We start from the raw sequence: 16,787 nt of genomic DNA on the forward strand, positions 1-16,787 counted from the left end.
TTTTTAATAAAACCCCTCCGTGTCTTTGCTGTGGAGCGGGGTTTGGAATTGCAGATGCTAGTCGTCAGGCCTTCTTAACAAACTTCGCCGTTACCATCATGTCGCTGGCGCCGGCCATTCTGCAATCGAGTTGATGATCCTTGCCCTCGACGATGCGTCTAACGACAGCCTTGGTGCCAATCTTCAACACCTGTGAACTGCCTTTTATCTTAAGGTCTTTAATCAGCGTCACCTTATCGCCCTCGGCCAGCACGGCGCCGTTAACATCTTTGACCTGCCGCGCCGCGGCTTCGGCAGCAGCCTCTGCCGCGTTCCATTCATGGGCACACTCCGGGCAGATCAGTTGATCCTGATCCTGGTAAACGAATTCAGAGTTGCAGTTGGGGCAGGGAGGCAGCGACATAGGTGGTTACTTTCTTGGATGTGTTAGATAGTTATATCGGCATGATAAGGGTTCTGTGCGGTCTTGGCGAGGGGGTGATCTAGGGTTGGCGTTTGGTTAGGTAAGGAGCTGCGTCTGGCAATACCGCCGCAGAGGACGCCGTGAATACCTCCCTGTAGGCTCAGCGTCAGCGTCCCTGCTGACGATGCCTCTGCGCCGATATTGCCAGCCACGTCGGGTTGAGTTTTTACTCTGACCCTAAATATGCTAGCAAAAGAAAAGGCCTAACTCTATCCCCATCTTTATGGCTGCCAATTTAGTGCTTATATAATTCATTAAGTCCTAGTGATAAAATATAGATAATAATAAGTAAGGGTAGGATGAATGGCAAAATTAGGGCATGGCTATGAGAGAGTTCATGGTGAGATTAGATATTCTGGCCGAGTGATAATGAAGGCTGATTCAGCATCATTTGAAGTCTTCAATAAACAGTGGGCCAAGGATAAATATCGCGCCTATCGCCATGGTGATCCTGTTAGAGGGGTGGATATCGACTCGTTTGTTATCCTAAATGAGATCTTCTCGAAAGATATAAGCCGAGTATATTTCAATATCGGCAACCTTAAAGATGTTGATGCAAAAACCTTCACAGTGCTGGATGTTGGCAAAAATTTCGCAGGCCGGGTGTCTGTTGATAACTATCTGTTGATTGATGAGACGGAGTATTGTGGGTATGCCAAAGACAAAGAGATGGTCTTCTTTCATACGTCATCGTATGGCAAGCCTAAGAAGATAAAATCCGCCAATGTTAATACATTTCAATCTATTGATTACGGCTACGGTAAAGATGACAAGCGTTGCTTCTATAAGGGGGTTATTGTCAAAGGTGCAGACCCGGATACCCTAGAAGTGATTGGCCAGTATCATGCCAAGGATGGAAAATCTGTATTTTATAGAGGTGAGAAAATAGTTGATGCTAACCCGGAGCATTTTGAAATGCTAGATCACCCATTTGTTGGAAACTGCCGTTGGGCTAAAGATGACCGGCATATTTATTGCCAAGAGAGAATTCATGCTGTTGTAGTGGCAAAGTGAATTTGGCCGCTACAGCCAACACCGCCCGTTGATATCACCACCGAGCCATCGCCAGCAGGTAAGCTGGCGATGAGCCTACAGGGACGTACTTGCGGCGTGCTCGGTGGTGGTGTCGGCGGGCGAGTCCGAAGTGAGGCCTAAACACTACCGTCCTTACCCCAATCCCTCAAAAAACCGAACAACCTCCTCAACCGCCGCATCCATATTCTGTTGTAGGGTAAAGCCAGACTTCACCCGCGGCTTAAACGAGTGGTCGCCATCGGGCAGTATCTGCACGCTAACGTTTTTCGATAGTGGGAAGCCTTTAATCGCTTCCTCGCCGCCGAAGGTGTCGCGCTGGCCCTGGATAATCAGTACCGGGGTGGCGATACTTTCGAGGTGCTGTCCGCGGAAGTTCTCTGGCTTGTTGGGTGGGGTGAAGGGAAAGCCGAGGCAGATGACGCCGGCGAGACTGAAGCGCTCGGCGCTGTCGGCGGCAATCATGCTGGCCAGCTTGCCGCCCATCGACTTACCGCCGATAAACCAGTGCTGGGTATCGGGGAACTGCTGTTGCACCTGCTCGATCACCGCCTCGAAGGCGGCGATGGCCTTGGGGGCGCGGTCGGGTGGGTATTTCAGGCCATCGAGGCGGCGTTTCTGCATATAGGGGAATTCGAAGCGAATAACGCGGATGCCGGCACTGGCGATGGCGGCTGCCATGGCCTGCATAAACTCATGCTCCATGCCGGCACCGGCACCGTGGGCGAGAATGAAGGTGGTGGTGGCATTATCGGGGCCGTCGATTAACAGCGGTGTGGTCATGATGTTCTCGCATTAACAGTATTCATCAGCGGCGGTTAAACGTCGGCGGCCAGTAGGAAGTCGGCGATCTGCTCGGCGTTGTTTAAGTCGAGTACCGGCACTGGGCAGTCGTCGATCGGCTGGTCGCTGGCGACGGCGATGACGTTGCTGATCTTGTGGGTCAGCAGCTCTTTTTCCATCTCGGGGCGATAGACCAAAATCTTAGGATGGTCGTGCAGCTTGTAGCCCTCAACCAATAACACGTCGACCGGCTGGACGCGGGCAATGACCTCGCTTAATTCCGGCTCGGTGGGTTGCTCATGAAAAATCATCCAGCCGTTGTGGGTGGCGAGGATGACCTCGTTGGCACCGGCCTTGCGGTGTTGGTAGCTATCCTTGCCGGGCTGGTCGATTTCAACGTCGTGGTGATGAGTGTGTTTGATGGTCGATACCGACAAACCTCGGTTTTTAATATTGCTGACCAGCTTGCACACCAGCGTCGTTTTACCGCTGTTTTTCCAGCCTATAATGCCGATAGTCTTCATGGTTACTCCGCAGGATTCTGCTTGTTTAATGGTGATTCAGATGGCGCGCCGGTAACGTTTTTTCCGTCGATGGTGGCGGCGGTCAGTTTAATGGTGTCGCAGTTACCCTCGTCACAGAAGACAAACTGGGCAATCAGATTGTGCCAGTCCTTGGCCAGCCAAACCGTGGTGCTGTGGCCGGGGTCGGTGACCTTGCTCTGCTCAAATTTTAACGTGTCGAGCTCGCCCAGTGGTGTTGTTAGGCGCTCTTCGCCACGGTAGTGGATAACAATATTATCGCGCAGCGATTTTCGGTCAACGACAGGGTAATAGGAGCCGGTGTAATTATCATCGTACTGTTGGCCGTTGATAATGCTGTCGGCCTCTAATCGAATGGCCAGCTGATAATTGAGTCGGTCGAAGCTGCGTGGGTAGATCTCAATGATGTAGTCTTGTTTTTTATAGCGGCTGGTCACCGTCAGTGTCGACCATTGCCATTGCTGGTTGAACGCTTTACTGGAGCCGAGGCCGCCGCGCTTGCGGCTAAACGTCTCGGTGTGCAGTTGGTTGTTGGTGTCGATACTGAAGATGCTGGTTTCGTTAATACTGGCCAGCGGCACCTTGGAGTGATTGTTGAGTTGATAGCGACGGTCGCCGTTGGTGGCGGGGGGGAGTTTGGTCAGGCTGCGCTCGGCGGTGGCCTCGATGCCGTAGACAGTGGTTTGATAACTGGCCCGGTATTCGGCCAGCGCGTCGTTAGGCTCGGCCACGGTGTTGGCGCCTAATATCAGCGCGGCAAGGGTGAAGATTAATCGCATAGAGAGTCCACTCAATCACTGGCTGCAAAAAATGGGCAGCGATGACAGTGTACTAGAAAACGTCGCACAAGGGGGTGATGTAAGTTGTGGGTTTGTTGTTGCGGAAGATGCTCGGCACGACAAAATCGTGCCGGGCTAATCAATCAGCGCTGGCTAAGGTTGTGGTTGAGGCCAGAGCTGGGCAGAGCCTTGCCGTCGAGCAGGCTGTTGTCGCCGTCTAGGCGTAATCGTCCCTCGGCAAACCAGGCGGCGGCCAGTGGGTAGATGACGTGTTCGCAGTGAAGAATCCGGCCGGCGAGGGCGCTGGCGGAGTCGTCGGCTTCGATGGCGACACTGGCCTGTAACACCGGTGGTCCCCCGTCGAGTTCTTCGGTGACGAAGTGAACCGTGCAGCCAGCCTTATCATCACCGGCGTCGATTGCCCGCTGATGGGTGTTGAGTCCGGGGTATTTCGGCAGCAGCGACGGGTGGATGTTGAGCAGGCGACCGAGATAGTGGCGGGTAAAGCCGCCGGTCAGAATACGCATAAAGCCGGCGAGGATGACCAGGTCGGGTTTGAACTGGTCGATCTGCGCCATTAATGCCGCATCAAAACTGTCGCGGCCGTCGAAGGCTTTGTGGTCGACTACGGCGGTGGCGATACCAGCTTTACGGGCACGCTCCAAGCCAAAGGCGTCGGCCTTGTTACTGATCACGGCACAGACTTCAAACGGGTGATCAGCATCACCCGCCTTATCGATAAAAGCCTGTAGGTTGGAGCCGCTACCAGAGATTAAAACCACTAATCGGCAGGGAGACGACATGGTTATGCTCCGACGAGTTCGACCGCTTCTTCACCGTCTGCAAGGGCGGCGATTTCACCGATCTTCCAGGCGTTCTCACCCTCGGCGGCGAGGAGTGCCAGCGCTTGCTCGGCCTCTTCGCTGGGCACGCAAATTACCATGCCAACACCGCAGTTAAAGGTGCGGTACATCTCGGTGGCGTCGACGTTGCCGTTGTGCTGTAGCCAGTTGAATAGCTCAGGCATCTGCCAGCTGTTCAGGTCGATTACCGCCTTGGCGTTGTCGGGCAGTACGCGGGGAATGTTCTCTAACAGACCACCACCGGTAATGTGTGACAGGGCGTGAACGTTCTGCGACTTGATCAGCTTTAACAGTGGCTTGACGTAAATACGGGTTGGTTCCATCAGCGCCGCTGACAGTGAGCGGCCATCGACTTGATGGGCGTCGAGGTCAACACCGCTGACGTCGATAATCTTACGGATCAGTGAGTAACCGTTAGAGTGAGCACCGGAGGAGGCGAGGGCAATCAGGGTATCGCCAACGGCGACCTTGGTGCCGTCGATGATTTCGTCTTTTTCGACCACGCCGACACAGAAACCGGCAAGATCATAGTCGTCGCCCTCATACATGCCGGGCATTTCAGCGGTCTCGCCGCCAACCAGTGAGCAGCCAGAGTATTCGCAGCCCTTGCCGATGCCTTCAACCACGCTGGTGGCAGTGTCGACATTGAGGGCGCCAGTGGCGTAGTAATCGAGGAAGAACAAGGGCTCGGCGCCGGCGACGATCAGGTCGTTAACACACATGGCCACTAAGTCAATGCCGATGCTGTCGTGAATGCCGGTGTTGAGGGCCAGGCGAAGCTTGGTGCCGACACCGTCGGTGCCAGAAACCAAAACCGGCTTCTTGTAGCCTTCGGGTAATTCGCAAAGAGCGCCAAAACCGCCGAGACCGGCCATCACTTCTGGTCGTCTGGTGCGTTTGGCAACGCCTTTAATCCGTTCTACTAAAGCGTTACCCGCATCGATATCGACGCCGGCGTCTTTGTAGCTTAAAGAAGGTGTGTTGTTTGACGGAGTATTGCTTGAACTCATTGGATTCGTACCCTATGCGAGTGCTCTAAAGAGGCGCGCTATTCTAGCAACAGATGCGGGGCAGGGATAGAATATTTTGTTGAAAAACGCTTAAAATTCAACAGCAAAAACTGTCTATTTGGTCAGGAGTTTTTTATTTATATGACAAATATCAGTATTTCTCGTCAAACCATTGTTGCCGGCAGTCGGCTTTGGAGGCTGGCGGTGACAGACGAGGGTTCAGGGGGCTGGGGAATTAGTCAAAGCGTGGGGTGTTTCTCGCTTAAACCGTGTCGATGCTGGCCATTAGTTGGACAGATTGTGCTAGTATCGCAGGTTGATTATTTCTCATCATTTAGGAGCCAACTTTGCCCTATACATATACTGTCGCGCGATTATCAAGAGCCCGAATTCAAACCGGCTTGGCGCTGATTTGCCTGTTGCTCGCGGTGGCACTGTTGTCGCCGCCGGCCGACGCTGTGGTGGTCGACAATTTATTTCGTGTTGAGACCGAGGTTGCCGATCAGAGTAATAGTGCTCGTTTAGAGGCGCAAAAGCTGGCCCTTGCGGAGGTGTTAGTCCGCTCGTCAGGTCGTGGCGATATCACCCAGCAGGCTGAGATCAAGTCGGTGTTAGCCAGGCCCGATCGCCTGGTCAACAGCTATCAATATCGCACCGTCAGTTTTACCGATGAGGAAACCGGTGAACAGGGGCGTCGGTTGATGCTGATTGTCGATTTTCAACCGAAAAAAATCACCGATATATTGCGCCAGTCGTCGCTGCCAATCTGGTCGAGTAATCGCGCCAGTATTACCACCTGGATAGCGGTTGATGATAGCAGCGGCCGTCAGGTCGTCAGTGCTACTAACCGGATACCTTTGGCAGAGGCATTGGCGGCCAATGCCAAGCGTCGTGGTCTGCCAATGCTGCTGCCGGTCTACGACATGACTGATATTATGGCGGTGAGCACCGATGATGTTTGGCAGATGCAGCAGCAATCATTATTTGCTGCCTCTGAACGCTATCAGGCCGATGCTATTCTGGTCGGCCGTATTGTTGCCACCGGCGAAAGCCAGTGGCGTGCAAGCTGGACCTTTAGCCATGCCGGAGAGCATTTCAGCTTCGACAGTCAGGGGCAGGATTTTAACGCGGTCTTGGCGCCGGTCATCGACAACGTCGCCGAGGCGCTGTCGCGTCGCTATGCGGTGATTGTCGGTGAAAACAGCGCCGAGCTACAGCTCAGCATCGACAGCATCGACAGCTTTGCCGATTACACCTCGGCGTTATTGTATCTGCGCGGTCTCGAGGCAGTACGCCAAGTCGGGCCGCTGTATATCGAGGGCGAGCAAGTAGTCTTTGCGCTGGAACTCGATGGCACCGAAGAGCAGGTGTGGCAGGCGATCTCGTTAAACCGTCGGCTAAAAGAAGCCACGGCAAAGTTGATTCAAACACCGCAGGCGGCTCAGCCGCCTGTGCTGACGCCGGCAGCGGTCAGTGATGACGAGGCGGTGAGTCGCGCCGAGGACAGCACTGAGGGCAGCGCCGAGGACAGCGTCGAGGTGGCGAATCCGGCGGAGGCCGAGGTGGCTCCGGTTATCGTCGATCAGCCTATAGCGCCGTTGCGATATTATCAGTGGCAGGGTTAAATGACTGCGACCGCGATGTTTAACCACAGGTAACCCATGGAACAGATGGCATTGGCGATGTCGTTAACCGACGAGCCAACACTCGACAATTTTATCACCGGTGCCGGTAATCGTTTGGCGCTTGCCGCCGTGACGCAGCAGGCATTGGAGAACGGTGAGTGGTACCTCTATTTATACGGCAACCAGGGCTGCGGTTGCAGTCATTTGTTGCAGGCCGCGGCGGCGGCGGTCAACGAACAGCAGGCCGGCAGCGCCGTCTATATCGCCCTCGATACTGTTGTTAATCGCCTGCCTGGCGAGGTGCTGGAAGGCTGCGATGAGATCTCGCTGGTGTGTTTGGATAACCTGCAGGCAGTGGCCGACAGAGCCGACTGGCAAGAGGCCTTGTTTCATTTTTATAATCGTTGTCGCGACGGTGGTGGTGCCAAATTGCTGTTGGCCGGCAATAGCACGCCGCAGCGTCTGGGGCTGAGTCTGGCCGATTTAGAGTCGCGGCTGAGTTGGGGCATTGTGATTCAATTGCACGAGCTGGATGACGAGGAAAAACTCGAGGCCTTGGCCGCCCATGGCCGTCAACGCGGTCTGGAGATAACTGCCGAGGTTGGTCAGTTTATTCTCGCTCGCTCGCCCCGCCATATTGCTGAATTGTTGACCGTATTGGAACGCCTGGATCAGGCCTCGCTGACTGAGAAGCGCAAGATTACCGTACCCTTTGTCAAGGCGGTCATGGCCTGGTAGCGGTTGCCGATACCGGGCGGCGTATTGGATAAAACTGGGCTATAGTTTTTAGCACCTTTTTTTATCGCATAGGATGCCGCCAATGTATGTACCGAGTCACGCCTTAAAGCAAGATTTCAGCGATCAGATCGACACTATCAAAAGCCTCTGTGCCAGCGAGTTAAAATTTGCCGAGTTAGCCCGGGACTACGACAGTCTCACCGGCGAGATAGAAAGCCTGGAGGCGCAAGAGGTTCCCACCACCGATCAGCATATGGCCGAGCTCAAGCTGCGCCGGGTGCAAATGAAGGATCAAATTGTCAGCCGCTTACTGCGTTAACACTGCCGGTTTATCCTCGTTTCCTCCCCCACAAAGGCGGAGCTCGCCGTGTGTTTTGAGACCTTTTGCTGCACGACTTTGTTATCATGATGAGCCATAATAAATCGTCTATCGGCAGGTACGTGCAGTGCAACATACTTCTTCTTACCCCTCCTCTTCGGCGGCGAACAAGGCGCTGATACTGCTGTTTGTTGCTTATGTGTTGTCGTTTATTGATCGCCAGATACTGAGTGTGTTGATTGGGCCAATACGTCAGGCCTTCGATATTTCAGATTTTCAGTTTAGCCTGTTGCATGGATTCGCCTTCGCGATCTTTTATACCTTCTTGGGCTTGCCTATCGCCTGGGCCGCCGACCGCTTCAGTCGCAAGCGAATTATTACCTGGGGCATATTTTTTTGGAGCATCGCCACCTGCGCCTGCGCGCTAACGAAAAGCTTTAGCGGTTTGTTTATAGCGCGCATCGGAGTCGGTGTTGGTGAGGCGGCATTGTCGCCCCCAGCACACTCGATGATGAGTGACTATTTCAGCCCACAAAAACTCCCCTCGGCGATGGCGTTCTATTCGTTGGGTATTACCATCGGTGGTGGCTTGGCCTACATTATTGGGGGTTCTGTCTATGACTATTTTGCGTCTATGACGCCACTAACGCTGCCGCTTGTTGGTGAGATGGCAGCCTGGCAGTTAACCTTTGTTGCTGTTGGCGCACCGGGTTTTGTCGTTGTTTTATTCATGGGCTTTATCGCTGAGCCTAAGCGTCAGGGTGTCAGTGCTGATGCGGTTGTCGACCAGCCCATGTTGGAGACGTTCAAAGAGCTGCTGGGCTATATCAAGCAATTCCGACGGGCCTATCTGGGTCATATCATCGGCGTCTCGCTGCTGTCGATTTTGGGTTACGGCACCATGGCCTGGTTTATTGAATTCCTGTTGCGCAGTTTTGCTATGGCCAAGGCCGAATCCGGTGCTATTTTTGGCACCATGTTTATTGTTGTTGGCAGTCTGGGTGCCTTTGCCATCGCCGCCTTTACCCGCTGGCTGGGCGCCCGCGGCTATGAGGATGCCAGTATGCGTATTGTTTTTATCGTGGCCTTGGCCATGCTGATTCCTGCCGTCGCCGCACCGCTGATGCCAACGGCGCAGTCTGCGCTGATAGTTGCCGGCGGCATTATCTTTTTTCAGTTTGGCTATTTTGGCGTGGCAACGGCAGCCTTGCAGTTGATTACTCCCAACCAATGGCGGGCACAGGTGTCGGCGCTGTTGCTGTTTTTTACCAATTTGATCGGATTGGCACTGGGCCCAACAGTGGTTGCGTTTTTTACAGACTTTGTCTTTAAAAGCGACGCTAAGTTGAATTACTCGATGGCCTTGGCGGCGGCGATCTTCGCCCCTGTGGCGGCGGCAGTGGTGTATTCTGGCCTCAAAGATTTTCGCCGAGCACTGGCTTTTCAGCAGCAAAACCTGGTGTCGTAGAGCGAGCTTAAGGCCAATATATCGAGCGAAATTGTTAGCTGGCATATTTCTTGTATGAATATACTCAAAATAGTCTGATGGAGTCGTTTTCCCACTGCTAAAGCAGGTCTCAGCCCTCACCCACCGGTGAATGACTAAGGTCTGGCTTGCACCATATTAGCGCAATCGCCCTCGGCGAGCGCATGGTCAGTGAGAAGTTACCCGGCACCGGTTTTGGGGAGAGAGATATGTTGTTTGGCCGCAAGAAAAAGAAACCAATTGTTATCGCCGACAAGAAAGTCAAAGAGTGGAAATACGCTGTTTGCGGTTACTGCTCCACAGGCTGTTCGTTAGAAGTCGGGGTCAATGAGCAGGGGCGTCCCGTGGCCACCCGTGGTGTCGATGACGGCAAGGTCAATACCGGTAAGTTGTGTATCAAGGGAATCTTCGAACACGAACTGTCAGAGTCCTCCGGGCGCGGTGTGCAGCCGTTGATGCGCGATAGAATATTCGACGATTATAAACCGGTCGAATGGGATGAGGCGCTGGATAAAACCGCCGCCGAGTTCAAGCGTATTCAAGATAAGTATGGCCGTGACTCGGTTGCTATTGTCTCTACCGGACAGTTAATGACAGAGGAGTTTTATACCCTTGGCAAACTGGTTAGAGGCTGTATTGGTACCAACAATTATGATGGTAATACCACGCTGTGCATGGCCTCGGCGGTATCGGGTTACAAGCGTTCCTTCGGCAGCGATGGCCCGCCGGGTTGCTATGACGATTTTGAGCACACCGACTGCCTAATGGCTTTCGGCTCCAATCTACCCGAGCAACACCCGATTATTTATTGGCGCCTTAAAGAAGCGATGGAGAAGCGAGACTTCCCGTTGATTGTCGTCGATCCTCGAGTGACGATGTTTGCCCAGTTTGCCGATATCCACCTGCCGATTACGCCAGGTACCGATTTAGTGCTGTTGAATGCCATTGCCCATGTGATTCTGAAAGAGGGGTTGCAGGATCAAGACTATATCGATGCTCACTGTAATGACTTCGAACAGATGAAGGACGTGGTTGACAAGTATGACCCCACCACGGCGGCGAAGATCTGTGGCATCGACGAGGATATGATTCGCCATGTTGCCCGTATTTATGGCCGCGCCAATTCGGCGATGAGTATCTGGACCATGGGTATCAATCAGTCGACCCACGGCAGTGATGGTGTCTGCGCGATCAACAACCTCAACCTGATTACCGGTAATATCGGCAAGCCCGGCGGTACCAGCTTGTCGATTACTGGTCAGTGTAATGCCATGGGAACCCGCGAGTGGTCAGCCTGTTCAGGCCTGCCCGGTTATCGCATGCTGGAGAAAGAAAAAGACAGAAAAGAAGTGGCGGAGTTTTGGAATGTCGACGCCGACTTTTTTCCACCCAAGGTTGGCCTCAAGGAAACCGATATTTTTCCCGCCATCGAGTCAGGACAGATCAAGGCGTTGTGGATTGTCGCCACCAACCCAATGACCTCGATGCCAAACCTGCCGCGTATTCGTAAGACGCTAGAAAACCTTGAGTTCATGGTAGTGCAAGATGGTTACCGCGATGCCGAGACCACCGAATATGCTCATGTGTATCTACCGGGTGCGGTGTGGGGCGAGAAGGACGGCGTGCTGACCAATACCGAGCGCCGCGTTAATCTGGCTAACAAGTTTGTTGAGCCGCCGGGAAACTCCAAGCCCGATCTGTGGATTTTTAATGAGTTGGCCAAGCGCTGGGATGTCAGCCAACAGATGAAATTCCCCGCTGCCGCCTCCGATGTTTTCGATGAGATGAAACAGCTATCGAAGGGCGATGGCCGCACTTTGCATATCGCCGGCATGAGTCATAAGTTGATTGAACAGCAGCGCGGTATTCAATGGCCGATGAAAGAGGGCGAGGAGACAGGTACTCAGCGTCTCTATAGCGATGGTCATTTCCAGACGCCCAACGGCAAGGCCAATTTAATGGCGCTGGATTATATTGAAAATAACGAGGTGCCCTGTGAGCAGTTCCCATTTTGGATGAACTCGGGCCGGGTGGTCGAGCACTTCCACACCCGCACCAAAACCGGAAAATTGGGTAACCTCAATAAATACAGCCCGACACCCTACATGGAAATTAACCCCGATGCCGCCGAGCAGTTAGGCATTCGCAGCATGGACTATGTGCGCTTGGTCAGCCGTCGTGGCGATGCGGTGGTAATGGCGCAGTTAACCCATCGGGTGCCGCGCAATATGGTGTTTATTCCCTTCCATTTCCACGATTGTGTTAACCATTTATCGCTGGGTCTGCTCGACCCGCATTCGCGTCAGCCTGCGTTCAAGCAGTTCTCGGTGAAAATTGAGAAAGTCGACCAACTCGAGGCGGCGCAGCTGAATGCCCGTCGCCGCAGTTTTTAGGCGGTTGAGATTGACAATGAAAACAGCGATAAATTTTAGCAAGAAATACGAGCGACGCAGATATGTTTAAAGTACGTGATAATGAACCCAGTTATGCCAAGCTAAACGACCCGGTAATGCAGTCCGAGAACACCTACGGCCTGGCCATCGACCTCCTTGAGCGCGCTGGCGCCGATGGCGATGCCAATAACATGGTCTGTAAAGACCGCTCCATGGGCATCAACGGCGAGGAAGATTTTGTTGGCGACAACCCCAACCGCAACAAGCAGCATGCCTTTCACTTCACCGCCGATAACTGTATCGGCTGTCACGCCTGTGAGGCAGCCTGTAGTGAGAAAAACGACAACCCCGCCCACTTAGCGTTTCGCTCGGTCGGTTATGTTGAGGGCGGCACCTACCCCGATTTCCGCCGCATGAATATTTCGATGGCCTGTAACCACTGCGATAATCCGGTGTGTTTAAAGGGTTGTCCGACCAAGGCCTATACCAAACACGTCGAGTATGGTGCGGTCCTGCAGGACCCTGACACCTGTTTTGGTTGTGGCTACTGTACCTGGGTCTGCCCGTACAATGCGCCGCAGCTCGACCCGGTCAAGGGCCAGGTGTCCAAGTGCAATATGTGTGTCGACCGCTTAGAGGTGGGTTTAAAGCCGGCCTGTGTTGCCGCTTGTCTGGGTAATGCGCTGAACTTCGGTGTGGTGGAAAACACCCCGGACAATCGCCAGCAGGCCAAGACCAATCTGCCGGGCTTTCCCGATACCTCGATTACTCAACCCAATATCCGCTTTCAACAGACCAAGTCGATGCCCGATGTGGTGACCCGCACCGATGGCATGCCGGTAAAATATAAGCGCCAGGATGACGGCGGTTATAGCCCCGTGGTCGACCAGAAAAAAGGCAAGGAGACGTTTTGGAATCTGCCGCGGTTGAGTTCGCGGGAAAACCCGCTGGTAATTTTCACCCTCGCCGTGCAGATGGCCATCGGTGGCTTTATTGTTAACTTCTTTGGTGGCAAGTTGGGCCTTAGCGCCTTTAACGAACTCACCGCCTCGGCGTTGTATGTGCCGTTCTTGCTGCTCTGCTTAGGTCTGACTGGCCTCGGTCTGTTGATGACAACCATCCACCTCGGTAAGCCGATGCGCTTCTACCGCGGCTTTAACAACCTGCGCTACTCACCGGTCTGTCGTGAGGGCTTGGGGATTATGCTGTTTATGGCCTTTGCCGGCCTGCATCTGCTCTGTCAGCTGCCAGCCAATGCCTTGATTGTCAGCTATTTACCGCTGCTTGCAACTTTGCCAGATTTAGCCGCACCGGCACAGACCTTTGCCTGGTTGGCGACGGTTGCCGGTTCGACGGGACTGTACTACATGTATCGCTGCTACCGGATCAAGGCGCGTCCTTTCTGGGATCACTGGCAGACCGCTACCAGCTTTGTCGGTACAGCCCTGACCTTCGGTGGTATCGCGCTGTCGCTGATTACAGTGCCGGTTTGGGCTTATCTAGGAGAGTCTTATAGTGGTTTTCTACAGGCGACGGCGGTGCTGATGATGGCCGGCATGGCGCTGGAATTAGTTGGATTGTTTTTCCATGCCCGAGCGATGAACCACGGCAATCACGAAGGTGCAGCGTCGCACTATATTCAGTGCACCACCTTCGGCAACAGTTATCTGCTGCGCAATACTCTGTTGGTTGTGAATATTCTGGCGGTGGCACTGTTGGCCTATTTGGCCCTGACCGGAGTGGCTGGTCTTGTGTTATGGTCGCTGGTATTGCTCTGTGTCGTTGCCTCGGCGGTAATTGGTCGAGCGTTGTTTTATGTGTTGGTGGTACCGACGACGATGCCCGGTGGCTTCTTTTGGAAGAACAAAGATTTTGAACAGCACGCCCGTGACATTGGCCTGGCCGATATGCCGCAGGTAGGTGTCGTACCGTTGGCGCACTAATAGTGATGGGTACCACGTGATGGGCGTATTACATTCGCTGTGGTACCGTTGGTATATCAGAGGTTGAGCGAACAGTCGTAGGTAGCTTATGAGTAGTATCGATCGCAGTCAGTTGCTGACTAAACGCATTATTATCGGCCTGCGTTATTATGATTTTGAAAAACAAAACCTGTTGCAGCAAAAACTGCTTTACGGTGTGGTGGTCAAGGTAATGGAGGAGGATGGTATCGTCGTCGAGCTGGCGCCGAAGAGTGAGCCCTTCACCCTGCCATCGGATATCAGCAGTTGGCACCCGGCCCCCAGTGGCAGCTTTGTGGTCGATGAACTCGACGACGATGTGGTTGACCCCGATTACTTGGTGCGCTGGGATATCGTCCGAGGCGAGCAGAGTAACGACAAGGGTGAGCATGAATGGTGGCAGTGGCAGGCGATCAGCGAGGCGCCGACAATTGATGTTGAGACCAGTCAGTAGTAGCAGAATAGAGCAAGGTGGTAAGCCGTATGTTTAAGAAAATGCTGTCGATGTTTAGCCAACGTGATGCAGTCAGCCCCTGGGCAGTCAGTAATATTCAGCCACCCAGCGTCGACGCACTGCAGCAGGAACAGGCCTTCTGTCGGCAGTATGAGGCGCTGGCCACCGAGGCGGCGGTCGAGCTGTGCTTGACCGAGGCGCAGGCTGGCATTCGCGCGGCGCAGTATTTCCTGGCGCTGTATTTCGACAGCGGTAATGCCGGCGTGCAAGATTACCAGCAGGCACGGCTGTATTATTATCGCGCCGCCCTACAGGACAGCCCCGAGGCCCAGTATAATCTGGCGACTCTACTGATGACCGGCCGAGGCGGTGATCAGGATATCGCCACCGCCTTTGACTGGTATCAGCAGGCGGCAAAAAACGGTATTGCTCAGGCGCAGTTTAATATGGCGTCGATGTTGGATGATGGTTATGGCATTAAGGCCGATAAACCACGCGCCTTTGCCTGGTATCAGGCGGCGGCAAAACAGGGCTATCCACAGGGTTGTCAAAATCTGGCGGTGATGTATTTCGAAGGCCAGGGTTGTGAACAAAACTTTATCGACAGCTATGGTTGGGCGATGCTGGCAGCGGCGGCCAAGGCCGACGGAGCAGAATCGTTGATCCAGGCGCTGGCTGAGAAGCTACCGCACGATGATATTGTGCTGGCCAAAACACGGGGCGATGAATTATTTGCCCTCTTTGCCCCTGAGTTGCGCCGACGCGCGGTGCAGAGCTTCGACCCGATGGCGACAGAGGTGGTCAATACCGCGCTGTTGTCGTGAGCATTAACAAGGGGTAATCACTGGTAGGTGATTAGCCCTTGTTTCAATGTAACAGCTCTGAGATAGTGTTTTAAATCCTGCGGCATGCATATGCTCAGGCGAATAATAATAAAAACACTATGGGTAGTACGTACCGTGACCACTGACTATAAGCAGCGCCCCGATTGTAACAACCTCTCACACATTCCTGGCGCCAAAGGCCTGCCGATCCTGGGTAACACCCTTGATGTGATCAAAGATCTGGAGGGGTTTATTCAGCAACTGCACCGAGATCATGGCAAGGTGTCGCGGATTAAATTGCTTAACCAGCACGGCTTAATGGTCAGCGGTGCCGACAACCACCAGCGTATTTTCCTCGATAGAGAGAAGAATTTCTCCAGTCAAAAAGGCTTGGAGCAGTCGATAGGACAGTTCTACAGCGGCTGTATTCAGATGACTGATTTTGACGAACACAAGTTTTTGCGTCGTATGATGCAGACAGCGTTCAAGTCGGCGGCGATGAAAAATTATCAGGCAATGGTTAACCCGGTTGTTGCCCAGCATTTAGCCACCTGGTCTCAGCAGCCTGAGGTCGATATCTTCCCCGCGGTAAAATCAACACTGCTGGCCATCGGTGCCAAGGTGTTTATTGGCGAGGAAGACCCCGCCGAAATTGAGCGTATTAACACGGCTTTTTTGAATATTAATATCGGCCTGATGGGGCTGATACGTAAAGATTTGCCGGGTACGAAATACCGCAAGGGAAAACGCGGCCAGCAGTATTTGCAGCAGTACTTTCTCGGTCAAATAGCGCAGCGACGCCAGGGTGATCAGCAGGATATGTTTAGCTTTATGTGCCGGGAAAAAGATGACGATGGCAATTATTTTCCCAACGAAATGATTATTGCGCAAGCCTCATTCATTTTGTTCGCCGCCCATGACACCACCACCTCATTGCTTAATCATCTGCTCTATTACACCGCGCTTCACCCGGAGTGGCAGCAGCGCCTGCGAAGTGAATGTGAGTCGATAGGCCGAGGCGCCGGTGAAACATTGGGCTATGACGACCTGCCGCTGATGCCAGTGATGGACAGGGTGATTAATGAGGTACTGCGCATGCGTCCCTCTGTCAGCCTGACGCCGCGACGGACGATTAATGCCTGTGAGATTGATGGCCATCAGGTACCGGCCGATACGATGATATTCACCTCGCCGATTTTCAATCACTACGACCCAGAATTTTGGAGTGAGCCCAACACGTTTGACCCTGACCGCTTTAGCGAGGAGCGGGCAGAGCATAAACGCCACAGCTTCAGCTATTTGCCCTTTGGCGGTGGTGCCCACAAGTGCATAGGCATGCATTTCGCAGTCATGTTGACCAAGTGTTTCATGCAGCAGTTATTAACCGACAATAGTTATGCCTTGTCGGCTGATTTTAACAACCAGTTCGAGTGGGTACCAATGCCAAAGCCCAAGGGGTTAAAAATTCACTGTCACCGCACACACTGATTTATGGTCGCTGGCATATTAAAAGTA

At 53.4% G+C, this 16,787-nt stretch carries 17 protein-coding genes; 10 read left to right on the plus strand and 7 right to left on the minus strand.

Going from position 1 to position 16,787, the window contains the following annotated elements; all coding sequences use genetic code 11:
* Positions 1 to 64: 64 nt before the first annotated feature.
* A complete protein-coding gene (locus L9P87_RS10770; protein ID WP_237444747.1) occupies positions 65 to 403 on the minus strand; it encodes a zinc ribbon domain-containing protein YjdM in 339 nt (112 codons plus the stop codon).
* Between the two features lie 23 nt (positions 404 to 426).
* Complete coding sequence (locus tag L9P87_RS10775) at positions 427 to 615, minus strand: hypothetical protein (protein ID WP_237444748.1); 189 nt, start codon at positions 613 to 615, stop codon at positions 427 to 429.
* A gap of 151 nt (positions 616 to 766) precedes the next feature.
* On the opposite strand from L9P87_RS10775, the gene L9P87_RS10780 reads away from it, so the two are divergent.
* Positions 767 to 1,477 carry a DKNYY domain-containing protein gene (locus L9P87_RS10780; RefSeq protein ID WP_237444749.1) on the plus strand — a complete coding sequence of 237 codons (711 nt, stop codon included), beginning with the start codon at positions 767 to 769 and terminating at the stop codon, positions 1,475 to 1,477.
* A gap of 153 nt (positions 1,478 to 1,630) precedes the next feature.
* Here L9P87_RS10780 and L9P87_RS10785 read toward each other — a convergent pair whose 3' ends face one another.
* The 5 genes from L9P87_RS10785 to purM all read right to left on the minus strand — a co-directional run bounded on the left by L9P87_RS10785 (position 1,631) and on the right by purM (position 5,472).
* The gene (locus L9P87_RS10785; protein ID WP_237444750.1) at positions 1,631 to 2,278 is read right to left on the minus strand and encodes an alpha/beta family hydrolase; all 648 of its coding nucleotides are present in this window, start codon (positions 2,276 to 2,278) and stop codon (positions 1,631 to 1,633) included.
* Positions 2,279 to 2,313: 35 nt separating this feature from the next.
* Positions 2,314 to 2,802: a molybdopterin-guanine dinucleotide biosynthesis protein B gene (gene mobB / locus L9P87_RS10790; RefSeq protein WP_237444751.1), complete on the minus strand. Its 489-nt coding sequence runs from the start codon at positions 2,800 to 2,802 to the stop codon at positions 2,314 to 2,316.
* A gap of 2 nt (positions 2,803 to 2,804) precedes the next feature.
* On the minus strand, positions 2,805 to 3,599 hold the full coding sequence (locus tag L9P87_RS10795; protein WP_237444752.1) for a DUF3108 domain-containing protein: 795 nt from the start codon (positions 3,597 to 3,599) through the stop codon (positions 2,805 to 2,807).
* Between the two features lie 143 nt (positions 3,600 to 3,742).
* The gene (gene purN / locus L9P87_RS10800; protein WP_237444753.1) at positions 3,743 to 4,402 is read right to left on the minus strand and encodes a phosphoribosylglycinamide formyltransferase; all 660 of its coding nucleotides are present in this window, start codon (positions 4,400 to 4,402) and stop codon (positions 3,743 to 3,745) included.
* Between the two features lie 2 nt (positions 4,403 to 4,404).
* The gene (gene purM / locus L9P87_RS10805; protein WP_237444754.1) at positions 4,405 to 5,472 is read right to left on the minus strand and encodes a phosphoribosylformylglycinamidine cyclo-ligase; all 1,068 of its coding nucleotides are present in this window, start codon (positions 5,470 to 5,472) and stop codon (positions 4,405 to 4,407) included.
* A 347-nt stretch (positions 5,473 to 5,819) separates the two neighbouring features.
* Between purM and L9P87_RS10810 the strand changes: the two genes are divergently transcribed.
* The 9 genes from L9P87_RS10810 (at position 5,820) to L9P87_RS10850 (ending at position 16,760) form a co-directional block, all read left to right on the plus strand.
* Entirely contained in the window at positions 5,820 to 7,097 is a 1,278-nt protein-coding gene (locus L9P87_RS10810; protein ID WP_237444755.1) for a DUF2066 domain-containing protein, read from the plus strand.
* Positions 7,098 to 7,133: 36 nt separating this feature from the next.
* Positions 7,134 to 7,835, plus strand: a complete 702-nt coding sequence (hda, locus tag L9P87_RS10815) for a DnaA regulatory inactivator Hda (protein ID WP_237444756.1) — start codon at positions 7,134 to 7,136, stop codon at positions 7,833 to 7,835.
* Positions 7,836 to 7,917: 82 nt separating this feature from the next.
* Complete coding sequence (locus L9P87_RS10820; protein WP_237444757.1) at positions 7,918 to 8,154, plus strand: HP1242/YdcH family protein; 237 nt, start codon at positions 7,918 to 7,920, stop codon at positions 8,152 to 8,154.
* Positions 8,155 to 8,281: 127 nt separating this feature from the next.
* Positions 8,282 to 9,622, plus strand: coding sequence for a spinster family MFS transporter (locus tag L9P87_RS10825; protein ID WP_237444758.1), 1,341 nt, complete (start codon positions 8,282 to 8,284; stop codon positions 9,620 to 9,622).
* Positions 9,623 to 9,768: 146 nt separating this feature from the next.
* A complete protein-coding gene (locus L9P87_RS10830) occupies positions 9,769 to 12,033 on the plus strand; it encodes a molybdopterin oxidoreductase family protein (protein ID WP_237444759.1) in 2,265 nt (754 codons plus the stop codon).
* Positions 12,034 to 12,095: 62 nt separating this feature from the next.
* Complete coding sequence (locus tag L9P87_RS10835) at positions 12,096 to 13,976, plus strand: DmsC/YnfH family molybdoenzyme membrane anchor subunit (protein WP_237444760.1); 1,881 nt, start codon at positions 12,096 to 12,098, stop codon at positions 13,974 to 13,976.
* 88 nt (positions 13,977 to 14,064) lie between these two features.
* Entirely contained in the window at positions 14,065 to 14,448 is a 384-nt protein-coding gene (locus tag L9P87_RS10840) for a hypothetical protein (protein WP_237444761.1), read from the plus strand.
* A gap of 29 nt (positions 14,449 to 14,477) precedes the next feature.
* Entirely contained in the window at positions 14,478 to 15,272 is a 795-nt protein-coding gene (locus L9P87_RS10845) for a tetratricopeptide repeat protein (RefSeq protein WP_237444762.1), read from the plus strand.
* Positions 15,273 to 15,407: 135 nt separating this feature from the next.
* A complete protein-coding gene (locus L9P87_RS10850) occupies positions 15,408 to 16,760 on the plus strand; it encodes a cytochrome P450 (RefSeq protein ID WP_237444763.1) in 1,353 nt (450 codons plus the stop codon).
* Positions 16,761 to 16,787 lie beyond the last annotated feature (27 nt).

This window comes from Sinobacterium norvegicum (assembly GCF_923077115.1).
Lineage (GTDB): Bacteria > Pseudomonadota > Gammaproteobacteria > Pseudomonadales > Sinobacteriaceae > Sinobacterium > Sinobacterium norvegicum.